The organism is Thalassobacillus cyri (genome assembly GCF_900107755.1).
GTDB classification, from domain to species: Bacteria; Bacillota; Bacilli; order Bacillales; family Halobacillaceae; genus Thalassobacillus; species Thalassobacillus cyri.
On sequence record NZ_FNQR01000008.1, the window covers coordinates 66,281 to 78,361 of the forward strand.

The following is a 12,081-nucleotide window of genomic DNA, read 5'->3' on the forward strand; positions in this document are numbered from 1 at the left end:
TAAAACAAATGAGATGGAGTGACTGGAATGTTTAATGGAAAAACGTTATTAATTACCGGTGGAACAGGATCATTCGGTCATGCAGTAATGAATAAATTTTTGCAGACGGATATTAAGGAAATACGCATTTTTTCTAGAGATGAAAAAAAGCAGGATGACATGCGGAAACAATTCAAAAATGACAAACTTAACTTCTATATCGGAGATGTGAGGGATATAAACAGTGTGAGGAACGCCATGCATGGAGTCGATTATGTATTTCATGCGGCAGCTTTGAAGCAAGTCCCTTCATGCGAATTTTTCCCAATAGAAGCAGTGAAAACAAATGTCTTAGGAACGGAAAATGTTTTATCTGCTGCCATTGAGCAAAAGGTGGAAAAAGTCATTTGCCTGTCCACTGATAAGGCTGCCTATCCAATCAACGCAATGGGTATTTCAAAAGCGATGATGGAAAAAGTATTTGTAGCCAAAGCAAAGAAAGTCACCGAAGATGAAACTTCGATTACCGGAACTAGATATGGAAATGTTATGGCATCCAGAGGCTCAGTCATTCCACTATTCATCAATCAAATCAAGAACGGAGAACCAATAACAATCACTAATCCTGATATGACACGTTTCTTAATGAGTTTAGAAGAAGCTGTCGATTTAGTGGCTTTTGCCTTTCAAAATGCCAAGCCTGGAGACATCATGGTTCAGAAAGCACCTGCTTCTACCATTGGTGATTTGGCGCAGGCGTTGAAAGAGCTTTTTGATGCAGATAATGAAATCAAAATCATCGGAACCAGGCATGGTGAAAAGCTTTATGAAACACTGTTAACCAGAGAAGAGCACATGGTTGCTGAAGATATGGGTGGATTTTACCGCGTTCCAGCTGATCAAAGAGATCTTAATTATGATAAATATTTTGCTATTGGGGACGAGCGGTTATCCACAGAAGAAGAGTATAATTCTCACAATACAGAGCGTCTCAATATTGAACAGATTAAACAAAAGTTATTAGAACTCAAATATATTCAAAATGAATTAGAAAGTTGGAATAGTCATGAATATCTTAGTTACAGGGGCTAATGGTTTCTTAGGTAAGAACCTGGTGGCTGAACTAAAGCAACAGGACCATGAAGTCTTGCCATTTACCAGAGATAATACATTAGAAGAATTGGAAGCCTTTGTCGGTAAGGCTGATTTCATATTTCACCTGGCAGGAGTGAATCGTCCGAAGAAGGAAGAGGAATTCTACCAAGGAAATAAGGGTCTTACGGAAGAATTGATCAGTTTAATAAAAAAGAACGAGAAAAAAAATACACCAATAGTGCTTTCCTCTTCTATTCAAGCGGAAAAAGATAATCCATACGGAGCCAGTAAAAAATTAGCAGAAGAAGCTGTTGCTGACTTTTACGAAAAAGTAGAAGCAGATGCTTATGTTTATCGTCTGCCAAACCTGTTCGGGAAATGGTCCCGTCCAAATTACAATAGTGTGGTGGCTACGTTCTGCCATAACATAGCCAGGGATCAGGACATTCAGGTAAACAACCCGGAGGCTGAGCTGGCACTTTGTTATATAGACGATGTATTGGATGAGTTTAACAATGCTTTGCAGGGACATCCGACATATGAAGGGAAATATTGCACTGTCAAACCAGTTCATCGCATTACTTTGCAAGAGTTAGCTGATACGATTATAAGTTTCAAGAAAAGTAGAAGTAATTTAAACATCCCTGATATGGGCGATTCCTTGACGAAAAAATTATACAGCACTTATTTAAGTTACTTGCCGACCGACCAGTTTTCTTATGATTTGAAAATGAATGTTGATGAGAGAGGTTCCTTTACAGAAATTTTGAAAACGCCGGAAAGAGGACAGGTTTCGGTCAATGTCTCCAAGCCCGGAATTACCAAAGGAAATCATTGGCATCACACTAAGAATGAAAAATTCCTGGTTGTAAGTGGAGAAGGTCTGATTCGTTTTCGAAAAATAGACACAGATGAGATTATAGAATATTTTGTGAGTGGATCCAAAATGGAAGTGGTCGATATACCGGTCGGCTACACCCATTCAATTGTGAATGTTGGGGAAACGGACCTTGTAACAGTCATGTGGGCAAATGAAAAGTTTGACCCAGACAACCCAGATACGTACTACTTGGAGGTTTAGAAATGGAAATGCTTAAAGTACTAACTGTTGTTGGAACAAGGCCGGAAATTATCCGGTTATCAGCAGTTATCAACAAATTAGAATCTTCAGATGCCATTGAACACACACTTGTTCACACTGGACAAAATTATGATTATGAATTAAATGAAGTTTTCTTTGAAAACTTTAATATAAAAAAGCCAAATTACTTTTTAAACTCAGCAAATGGTGGTTCAGTAATGGATACGATCGGTAATATCCTCTCTAAAATAGACCCTATTTTAGATGAGGTACAACCGGATGCTTTTTTAGTGTTAGGCGATACGAATAGCTGTTTATGTGCCATTGCTGCTAAAAAACGTCAGATTCCCATTTTTCATATGGAAGCTGGTAACAGATGCTTTGACCAGCGGGTACCAGAAGAGACGAATAGAAAAATAGTTGATCATATTTCTGATATTAATTTGACTTATAGTGATATTGCTAGAGAATATTTGCTTAAGGAAGGTTTTCCTGAAGATCGAGTGATTAAAACAGGCAGTCCTATGTTTGAAGTACTTCACTCAAGAAAAGAAGATATAAAATCTTCCAATGTATTAGACAAGCTAGCGCTTAATAAAGAAGAATATTTCCTGGTATCCGCACATCGTGAGGAAAACATTAATTCTAAAGTCAACTTTTTAGATTTAGTAGATACCTTAAATGGCATTGCTGAACATTATAATTTACCTGTTATCATAAGTACTCATCCACGTACAAATAAAATGATTGAAGAACAAAAAATTGAATTTAATTCATTGATTAAAGTAATGAAGCCATTAGGATTCAATGACTATATTAAGTTACAAATGAATGCTAAAGCTGTTTTAAGTGATAGTGGAACCATAAGTGAAGAGTCGTCTATTCTGGGCTTTAAAGCCTTAAATTTACGCCAGGCACATGAAAGACCAGAAGCAATGGAGGAAGCGTCTGTCATGATGACAGGCTTAAAAAAAGAAAGAGTACTTCAAGCTTTAGAAGTTTTAGAATGTCAGAATACAGAAACATTTCATATCGTACGGGATTACAGTTTTTCCAATGTTTCCGATAAAGTATTACGCTTGATTCTGTCATACAAAGATTATGTGAATCGGGTTGTATATGGAAAAAAGTAATGGAAGTAGTTGATAGTTGAGGTAGTAATATGAATTTAAATAATTTAGGACGAAAGTCTCTTCTTGTTTTTATCGGTATCATCTTTGAAAGCGCCATTGTAATGTTAGTGAACATTTTAGGTGCTAAGCTATTTGGAGTCACAGCTTATGGTGATTTCATATTAGTCTTTACTTGGGTAATGTTTATCGTCAGTTTTACTAAATTAGGATTTGATCAAAGCATTATAGCTTATGTAACGAAAGCTGATGTATTTAAAGAAGAATATGAAAAAAACAATATTGTCGTTTTTAGCTTGTTGTTTTCATTTATATTTACATTCTTGATTAGTTTTTTACTTTATATAAATGCAGAATTTATTGCGGTTAACTTGCTGAACAACCCGAGGTTGGACAATTTATTTATTATTCAAATACCAATCATCTTTTTATTAACTTTTACCCATATTTCATTAAGTATTCTAAGAGCTTTTGATAAAATAAATAACTTTACCCAAATTAAATATTTTCTTATCCCTTCTCTTGAAATATTAGTGATATTATTTCTCTATTTTATGGGAGTAGATTCCATTGCATTAGTAATTGGTAAATATGTAAGCCTGACTGTAGCTATAATTGGTATCTTTTATTTATTTAAAAATATTACGTCCATTCATTTCTTTAAATACTTGAATTTGTACAAGAAATTTATAATATTTTCTCTGCCATTAGTACTTTCAGGGTTAATCGTATTAACTATTTCACGGATTGACATATTAATGATTGGTTATTATTTAGAAGGAGATAAGGTGGGGATTTATAATATTATCGTACAAATTTCTAAAGTGAGCTTAATTATTTTATCTACAATTAATACCATTTTTACTCCTATCTTCTCAAAGTTATATGTAAGTAAGGAATATGAGCGTTTAAAAAATACCTACCGGTCGACTACAAGATGGATCACTTTTTTTACATTGGTGTACCTATGTGAAATCATTATTTTTAACGAAGAAATTACTACTGTTCTGGGCGATAACTTTAAACAGGGAACAGTCGTATTGATATTATTGACAATTGGTTACTTTATTGATACCAGCGTTGGTTCTGTAGCTAATATGAACACGATGACTGGTCGACCGTCTTATAATTTATATTCCAGTCTGCTGGTAATCATAATTAATATTATATTAAATATGATTCTCATCCCTAAATACGGGATAAATGGTGCCGCTATAGCAACAATGACTGCAGTTAGTCTTTCTAATATATTAAAGATGGTGTTACTGTACAGGCATACAAAAATCCAGCCCTATAATATTTATTATTTAAAACTATTTCTATCAGCAGCAGGTAGCCTGATTATCACCATGGGGCTAAAAGAATTCTTTAATAGTGACTCAATTTTCATGCACATTACAATATTTCTGTTCTTCATTATTATCTATATATTCAGTGTGGCTTTATTAAAAGTTTCTGATGAAGACAAGCAAATGCTTACTAAATATATTAAAAAAATATGCTAAAGGAAGTTTTATAATGCCAAGTGATGAAGCAAAAGTCCCTAATTTATTTATGGTAGGTGCTGCCAAGTCAGCAACAACTTCTATCTACAACTATTTAAAAAAACATCCGGAAATCTTCTTTTCCGACCCGAAAGAGCCTAGATATCTATCATATAAACATGAACAATTTCCCCATAATGGGCCAAATGGGGAATATTATGATTCAACTTTTATTAAAACCAAAGAAGATTATATGGATTTATTTAAAGAAGCAGCGAACGAAAAGGTTATTGGAGAAGCTTCTATCCAGTACTTATATTTTCCCCAGATAGCCTTAGATATTAAGGAAATATATCCGGACGCAAAAGTCATAATATGTTTACGAAACCCTATTGACCGAGCTTACTCGTCTTATATGCATAATGTAAGGTCAGGTTATGAAAATTTGAGTTTTTATGATGCTTTACAAAAGGAAGAAGAACGGATAGAACTGAATTATCCATTCCTTTGGCATTATAAGGAGGTAGGTTTGTATTATAAGCAAGTTAAAAAATACTTAGAGGTATTAGGGAAAGAGAACGTTAAAATTGTTTTATATGAAGATATAAATAATAATACACAGGAAGTATTGAAAGATATTTGTGAATTCCTCGGTGTGAATGCTGATTATGAATTTCAGGATGCCGGGCAAGTTTATAATCGTTCGGGCAGATCCAGTAACCCAATCATAAATTATTTAATAAAACAAAATCTGTTAAAAAAGATAATGAAACATCCGAAGGTACCTAAATTTATAAGGAATATATCCTATACAATGTATCATCAATTACTGACAAAATTCCTTAAAAAAGAAAAGATGCATGAGAAAGAGAGAGCCTACTTAAAAGATTATTACAAAAGAGATGTATTACTACTGGGAGACCTTATTAATAGAGATACCGCTCATTGGATTGAATAAAATAGATAGTGACAAGCACTAAATGGCTTGTTTTTATTAACCTTCATAATCCAAAAGTTATTTATATTATTATCAATATCCCATGGGTCAATTAGAAAGGATTAACTATGAAGTACTCATTTTCATTCAGTAAGTTAGTGTTATTTTTAATTTTTGCACATTTTGTAGTTGATCTTACTACACAATTTTATTACTTCTATAACAGAGAAAGTGGTATTAGAAGTCTAGTTAATTTATCTTATTTTATTTTATTTTTTATTGCAGTTCTCTATACGTTAAAAACTGATAGATTGACCCTATTTAAGGAGTCCTATCTTTTTTTAGTTTTTTCTATAATTCCTATCGTATTAGGATTATTTGAATATAACTTAAACGGAGACTTTGCTTCCCATTTTTTTAGCTTAATTATGCCGATTTTAGCTATTTCATTAGGTTTTAATATTTCAAAAAACTTAATGGAAGAAGAGATAGTAAGATTTATTAAAAGAGGTATGAACTTTATTTACTATTACAGTATTGGCACTATCATATTTTTCCAGGGCTTGGTTAATATCGGGGTAATCAAATATAGCGCTATTAATCCTATAGGGTTATACACCGCTGTATTATATTTTTTATATAAAAAAAATTATTATAAAGCCGTTATTGGATTAGCTTTTGTAGCTGTATCCGGAAAAAGAGTGGCATTGCTTATAACATTAGTTGGTTTAATTTATTATTTAGCGACATTGATTAGATCTAATAAAAAATATTTACCGTATGTGGCAGGCTTTGTTTTGTTAGTAAGTGGAGGATTTCTTTATTTATATAACTCAACTCGATATTTAGATAGGTTTAAGTTAATATGGCAATTTGATATTACTGATTATAATGCCATGTTAGTTGCCACAGGCGGAAGAAGTAGAGAAATAATTGAAATTATTGAGCATCTCAACCAAAACGGTATTTCATGGTTCATCGGCAGTGGGTTTGGAACAAGCGTAGAAATATATGAAGGTTTATCCAGGCACTTTTCTCATTTTTCTCCCCTTGCATATACTATGGCTTATGGAGCGGTTTTTACAATTTTTTTATATTACTTTTTTTTGAAAGAAATATCTATTCATAAGAAGGAATCTTTTAATCAATTATTTTGGTTTAAATTAGTATTTGTAGGTTTATTAGCTAGTACTCTCTTTAATGCTGTTGCATTTATTGATCCAAAGTATTGGGTGATTTATGGAATTACAAAGTATTACAATCTTGAACATGTAAACTCTGAGCCTTAGTTATTTAATGAAATAAAAAAATATAGTCAAACTAAAATTATTGAGGAGTTCGAAATGAAAATACTAATGTTAAGGCCCAACTACTTCCCGGAAGTTGCAGGAGGAACAAGGCTTGCCAAAGATTTAGTCGATGATCTGATTGCTGCGGGGCATCAAGTAGAGATGATCACTCCCTTTCCGGTTAAAGTAGACGAGAAAGTTAAAAGAGAATATAAAGCTAAGAAAAACGAAGTCGCTCAGGACGGATCATTAGTTATCAGAAGAATAGATGTTCCAATTGAAGAAAAGAGTTTCCCGAGACGGATGATAAAAGCGTTGTTTGTTTTTCTAGGGATGTACAGGAAAGGCCTGGCTTCTAAAAATCCGGACTTGATCATGACGATTTCAATGCCACCTTTCATTGGTCCGCTTGGTTCTATTTTAGGTAAAACCAAGAAGGTCCCAGTCGTTTATTGGGAACAGGATATCATCTCTAAATCTATAAAAAAGGACAGCAAAATAGGAAATTGGCTTCTTAAGACTTTCATGAAGAAAGTTATAAAAACATTTGAAACCTTTTCTGTAAAAACCAGTACACATACCATTTCTATATCAAACAAATTCAAAAATTATCATTTGCAAGAAGATAAGTTGAATCCTGAGAAAATATCCACGATTTATAATTGGATTGATACAAGCCAAGTCAATTACGTAAAGCGGGAAAATAATGAATTGTTTCAAGAGCTGGGGTTAGATAAGGACAAGTTCTATGTCACTTATTGCGGAAATATAGGGTATCCCCATAACTTAGAAACATTTATTGAAGCAGCAAAAAAATTAGAGAATTATGATATCGGGTTTTTAATATTTGGTGAAGGATCTAGAAAAAAAGCTATCCAGCGTCACAGGGAGCAGCTGAATTCCGAAAACGTAAAAATGTATCCATTGGTACCGCTCGACAAAGCATCATTAGCTTACAGTATCGGAGATATCAGTATTGTGATTGGACAAGCAGGAACTTCGGAAAACGGATTTCCGAGCAAGACCTGGAGCATCATGTCTGCTGCAAGACCAGTCGTAAGTTCCTTTGATATAGAGAGTGAGCTTACCAATATAATAAGAGACAATGAGGCAGGAATTGCTGTTCCTCCGGAGGATAGCAACGCATTAAAAGATGCTATATTAACTATCTATCATGACAGAAGTCTGACTGAAAAGATGGGGCAAAACGGGCTTGACTATGTTGAAAATAATATATCCCGTGAAGAAACAACTTCTGAAATTATAAACTTATTCGAAACATTACATACCAAAAATAAGGAGGGGCGCAAATGACCTACACACCAGTAATCATTATAGGAGCAGGACGGTCTGGTACTAATATGCTAAGGGATACACTAACTCAGATAAATGGAGTAAACACTTGGCCGTGTGATGAAATCAACTATATATGGAGACACCATAATGTGACCTATCCAAATGATGAATTTGATGCCGGGCTTGCTACAGAACGGGTCAAACGGTATATCAGGAAAGAATTCGACAAAATGGCAAACGCAGCCCCTACTACCCATCTTGTAGAAAAAACTTGCGCAAATTCCCTAAGGGTCGATTTTGTTTATGAAGTTTTTCCTAAAGCAAAATATATCCACATCATACGGGATGGAAGAGATGTAGTGGAATCAGCTAAAAAGCGATGGACCGCGTCGCTTGACCCATCTTATATTTCCAAAAAGCTTCAATTCGTTCCTAAATCCGATATTCCTATTTACGGCTTCCGCTATCTTTGGAACCGGGTATATAAATTAGCATCCCGGGAAAAACGGCTGGCTTATTGGGGGCCGAAGTTCAATCGTATGGAACAAGCTCAGGAAAGATACTCTTTAGAAGAGGTTTGTGCGCTTCAATGGAAAGCATGTGTGGATAAAGCTGTAAAATCATTCAGCAATATCCCGGATGAGCAGGTTTACACTGTTTATTATGAAGAGCTGACAGCCAGGCCAGCAGCAGAAATCGCAAAAATCTGTGACTTTTTAGGAATTGAATATAACAATGATACGCTGGAGTCAATTACTGCTGACATAAATAACAAAAGTGTCGGTAAAGGTGTACAAAAGCTTAACGAAAGTGATCTGTTAGAAAGTATCCATTCTATAACAAACCCAACACTGGAGAATCATGGTTATGGGAAAGAATATGTCGCAAAAGCATAGAGATATCAAACGCTCATTCGATCTGTTATTATCTTTTATTGGTTTGTTTCTGTTTGGCTGGCTTATTCTGATTGCCTACATCATTGCAGCAGTTGAAACAAATAGCAGCGGATTTTTTGTTCAGAAACGAATTGGCATGATGGGAAAAACATTTCGAGTAATTAAAATTAAAACAATGAAGAAAGTGCCGAACCAAAACTCGATGGTTACCACATCAGATGATGTTCGCATTACCAAAAGCGGTAAGATATTCAGGAAATTAAAAATCGATGAACTGCCGCAGCTTTTCAATGTATTTATAGGTGACATGAGTTTCGTTGGTCCGAGGCCCGATGTGGAAGGTTATGCCGATAGATTGAAAGGGGAAGATCGTATCGTGCTTTCAATCAGGCCAGGCATCACGGGGCCTGCCACTTTATACTATCGAAACGAAGAAGAAATATTAGCTGCTCAGGAAGACCCTGAAAAGTATAACAGAGAAGTCATCTACCCTCATAAAACGGAGATGAATAAAAACTATATCTATAATTATTCTTTTTTAAAGGATATTTATTATATTTTCAAAACTATATTTTAGTAAATTTAGGAGTGTTAAAATGACAAATCAACCATACGTTACGCTCCGACAATGGAATGGGATACAGGTGCAGGTCAGGCGATTGTAGAGCTTGCAGGCGGTACAGTGAACATAGCAGAAGAGCAAAAGCCGCTTGTTTACAACAAAGAGGTTTTAAAAAATCCATGGTTTTTAGCTAGGAGGGCTGATTAATATTGAAACGTATTTTTCTATCTTCTCCTCATATGAGTGGAAATGAACAAAAATACATACAAGAGGCATTTGACTTGAACTGGGTGGCCCCGCTAGGAAACAATGTAGACCAATTTGAAAAAGATTTAGCTGCCTATAATAATATGGCAGGTGCATCTGTGCTTACATCTGGAACAGCTGCAATCCACATCGCTTTAAGGTTGTTGGGTGTGTCTGATGGGGATAAAGTAATTTGTTCAAGTTTAACTTTTATTGCAAGTGCTAACCCAATCTTGTATCAAGGAGCAGAGCCGGTATTCATAGATTCTGAACCTGACACATGGAACATGTCACCCCAGGCTTTAGAAAGAGCCTTTCAAGATGCTGAAGCTGAAGGTGAGCTGCCCAAAACAGTTATAATTGTAAATTTATATGGGCAGAGCGCAAAAATCGATGAATTGAAAGAGATTTGCGATCGATATGAAGTTCCCATTATTGAAGATGCAGCTGAATCCCTTGGCAGTGAATATAAAGGGAAAAAAAGTGGATCTTTCGGTAAGTTTGGTATCTACTCTTTTAATGGAAACAAAATTATTACCACTTCCGGTGGTGGGGCTTTAGTTTCGAACGATATAGAAGCCCTGAACAAATCAAGATTTTTGGCCACCCAGGCACGGGATCAAGCGATACATTATCAACATAGTGAGCTGGGGTACAATTATCGAATGAGCAATATTGTAGCAGGTATCGGAAGAGCACAATTAGAGGTGCTGGATGAGCGGGTAGAAAGACGCCGGGAGGTTTTTCAAAATTATTTCGAAGCCCTTAAAGACCAGCCAGGCTTTGATTTTATGCCAGAAATGGAAGGTACAGAATCGAATCGCTGGTTGACTGCATTGACGATTGATCCAGAGGAAGCCGGTATCACGAATATGGATATCATTCATGCTTTGGGAGAAGAAAATATCGAAGCCCGTCCGGTTTGGAAACCATTACACCTGCAACCGCTTTTTGAAGGCAGTAAATATTATTCTCACAAAGAAGGATACAGTTATTCAGATGGCTTATTCAATTATGGTCTTTGTCTGCCTTCAGGTTCAAATATGACGGAAGAGCAACAAAATAAAGTTATTCATACTATAAAAAAATTACTGTAAGGAGAAAGGGGCTGTCCTATAAGTCTATTACGGACCTATGGGATGGCCTCTTTTGTATCTAATGAAATTTTTAATTCTACGTGTTGGAAATCTTAAGAAATCTTCTTTACTGAATGCAGGACTATTTGGTGAAATATGTAGTGCTTTATCCGTGTTTTTTTCATGTGTAAGTTTGCAGGTAGAAATGGATGGATATTTGATTTGAAAAAGGAGGCGGACCATGTTAAAAAAGATAGGTATTCTGTGCTTAGTTGCTGTCATGATATTAATAATGCCTAGAGAACTATTTGCCAATAAAGATATATTACAGCCTGGAGACCAAGGTCGTTCCGTCACTTTATTGCAAGAAAAATTAATCCTTTTAGGATATCTTGACACAGAGCCTACAGGGTACTATGGAAATTTGACAGAACAAGGAGTTAAGAACCTTCAACAGGATTTTAACCTTCCAATTGAAGGAGTTGTTGGTCCTAGAACATCCTACCAGCTTATTGAAATTGAGAAGATGGCAAGAGTTGTGCATGGAGAGGCCCGAGGTGAACCTTATAAAGGGAAAGTAGCCGTGGCTGCTGTAATTAAAAATCGATTTTACTCTTCGGAATTTCCTTCAACCATAGAAGGAATAATCTACCAAGACAACGCTTTTACCCCTGTAGAAAATGGACAATTTAAATTAACCCCTAATTATATTGCGTACCATGCTGTTAAGGATGCATGGAAAGGGTGGGATCCCAGCCAAGGTTCTACTTATTTTTATAACCCTAAAACAGCTACGTCTCCGTGGATCTTTAATAATACCTCTCCTAAACTGAAAATTGGAAAGCATCTGTTTGCGGAGTATGCTGAATAGTTTATTGCTGGTTTTTTATAGAAGTTTTTTCTTCACTTGGACGAACCTGAGCCTGTTCCTCAGTTAATTTTTTGCATCTTGAGGAAACACTCGCAAAACTCCTATAATCAAGTAAGAAGAATAAAGAACCTTGATGGGA

At 35.3% G+C, this 12,081-nt stretch carries 12 protein-coding genes; all 12 read left to right on the forward strand.

Annotated features, from left to right (window positions below; translation table 11 throughout):
- Positions 1-27: 27 nt before the first annotated feature.
- On the forward strand, positions 28-1,071 hold the full coding sequence (locus BLV00_RS11010) for a polysaccharide biosynthesis protein (RefSeq protein WP_093045042.1): 1,044 nt from the start codon (positions 28-30) through the stop codon (positions 1,069-1,071).
- Complete coding sequence (locus tag BLV00_RS11015) at positions 1,046-2,155, forward strand: capsular polysaccharide biosynthesis protein CapF (protein WP_093045043.1); 1,110 nt, start codon at positions 1,046-1,048, stop codon at positions 2,153-2,155. Before BLV00_RS11010 ends, BLV00_RS11015 begins: the two co-directional genes overlap by 26 nt.
- A 2-nt stretch (positions 2,156-2,157) precedes the next feature.
- Complete coding sequence (gene wecB, locus BLV00_RS11020; RefSeq protein WP_093045044.1) at positions 2,158-3,288, forward strand: non-hydrolyzing UDP-N-acetylglucosamine 2-epimerase; 1,131 nt, start codon at positions 2,158-2,160, stop codon at positions 3,286-3,288.
- A 29-nt stretch (positions 3,289-3,317) separates the two neighbouring features.
- The gene (locus tag BLV00_RS11025) at positions 3,318-4,790 is read left to right on the forward strand and encodes an oligosaccharide flippase family protein (RefSeq protein ID WP_093045045.1); all 1,473 of its coding nucleotides are present in this window, start codon (positions 3,318-3,320) and stop codon (positions 4,788-4,790) included.
- Between the two features lie 13 nt (positions 4,791-4,803).
- Positions 4,804-5,727, forward strand: coding sequence for a sulfotransferase family protein (locus tag BLV00_RS11030; RefSeq protein WP_176791466.1), 924 nt, complete (start codon positions 4,804-4,806; stop codon positions 5,725-5,727).
- Between the two features lie 107 nt (positions 5,728-5,834).
- Positions 5,835-6,995, forward strand: coding sequence for a hypothetical protein (locus BLV00_RS11035; RefSeq protein WP_093045047.1), 1,161 nt, complete (start codon positions 5,835-5,837; stop codon positions 6,993-6,995).
- A 54-nt stretch (positions 6,996-7,049) separates the two neighbouring features.
- On the forward strand, positions 7,050-8,309 hold the full coding sequence (locus BLV00_RS11040) for a glycosyltransferase family 4 protein (RefSeq protein WP_093045048.1): 1,260 nt from the start codon (positions 7,050-7,052) through the stop codon (positions 8,307-8,309).
- Positions 8,306-9,187: a sulfotransferase family protein gene (locus BLV00_RS11045; RefSeq protein WP_093045049.1), complete on the forward strand. Its 882-nt coding sequence runs from the start codon at positions 8,306-8,308 to the stop codon at positions 9,185-9,187. The genes BLV00_RS11040 and BLV00_RS11045 overlap by 4 nt, the downstream gene beginning before the upstream one ends.
- Positions 9,159-9,764: a sugar transferase gene (locus tag BLV00_RS11050; RefSeq protein ID WP_093045050.1), complete on the forward strand. Its 606-nt coding sequence runs from the start codon at positions 9,159-9,161 to the stop codon at positions 9,762-9,764. The genes BLV00_RS11045 and BLV00_RS11050 overlap by 29 nt, the downstream gene beginning before the upstream one ends.
- A gap of 51 nt (positions 9,765-9,815) precedes the next feature.
- Positions 9,816-9,956 (forward strand): inositol monophosphatase family protein, encoded by a 141-nt coding sequence (locus tag BLV00_RS21695; RefSeq protein ID WP_143030716.1) that lies wholly within the window; start codon positions 9,816-9,818, stop codon positions 9,954-9,956.
- A gap of 32 nt (positions 9,957-9,988) precedes the next feature.
- Positions 9,989-11,092, forward strand: a complete 1,104-nt coding sequence (locus BLV00_RS11055) for a DegT/DnrJ/EryC1/StrS family aminotransferase (protein ID WP_093045143.1) — start codon at positions 9,989-9,991, stop codon at positions 11,090-11,092.
- Positions 11,093-11,312: 220 nt separating this feature from the next.
- Positions 11,313-11,942, forward strand: a complete 630-nt coding sequence (locus tag BLV00_RS11060) for a cell wall hydrolase (protein ID WP_093045051.1) — start codon at positions 11,313-11,315, stop codon at positions 11,940-11,942.
- Positions 11,943-12,081: the final 139 nt, after the last annotated feature.

Excerpts from the sequence above, each read along its gene's own strand:
- BLV00_RS11010 (WP_093045042.1), top strand. The coding sequence starts at position 28 with ATGTTTAATGGAAAAACGTTATTAATTACCGGTGGAACAGGATCATTC.
- BLV00_RS11015 (WP_093045043.1), top strand. The coding sequence starts at position 1,046 with ATGAATATCTTAGTTACAGGGGCTAATGGTTTCTTAGGTAAGAACCTG.
- wecB (WP_093045044.1), top strand. The coding sequence starts at position 2,158 with ATGGAAATGCTTAAAGTACTAACTGTTGTTGGAACAAGGCCGGAAATT.
- BLV00_RS11025 (WP_093045045.1), top strand. The coding sequence starts at position 3,318 with ATGAATTTAAATAATTTAGGACGAAAGTCTCTTCTTGTTTTTATCGGT.
- BLV00_RS11030 (WP_176791466.1), top strand. The coding sequence starts at position 4,804 with ATGCCAAGTGATGAAGCAAAAGTCCCTAATTTATTTATGGTAGGTGCT.
- BLV00_RS11035 (WP_093045047.1), top strand. The coding sequence starts at position 5,835 with ATGAAGTACTCATTTTCATTCAGTAAGTTAGTGTTATTTTTAATTTTT.
- BLV00_RS11040 (WP_093045048.1), top strand. The coding sequence starts at position 7,050 with ATGAAAATACTAATGTTAAGGCCCAACTACTTCCCGGAAGTTGCAGGA.
- BLV00_RS11045 (WP_093045049.1), top strand. The coding sequence starts at position 8,306 with ATGACCTACACACCAGTAATCATTATAGGAGCAGGACGGTCTGGTACT.
- BLV00_RS11050 (WP_093045050.1), top strand. The coding sequence starts at position 9,159 with ATGGGAAAGAATATGTCGCAAAAGCATAGAGATATCAAACGCTCATTC.
- BLV00_RS21695 (WP_143030716.1), top strand. The coding sequence starts at position 9,816 with ATGGAATGGGATACAGGTGCAGGTCAGGCGATTGTAGAGCTTGCAGGC.
- BLV00_RS11055 (WP_093045143.1), top strand. The coding sequence starts at position 9,989 with ATGAGTGGAAATGAACAAAAATACATACAAGAGGCATTTGACTTGAAC.
- BLV00_RS11060 (WP_093045051.1), top strand. The coding sequence starts at position 11,313 with ATGTTAAAAAAGATAGGTATTCTGTGCTTAGTTGCTGTCATGATATTA.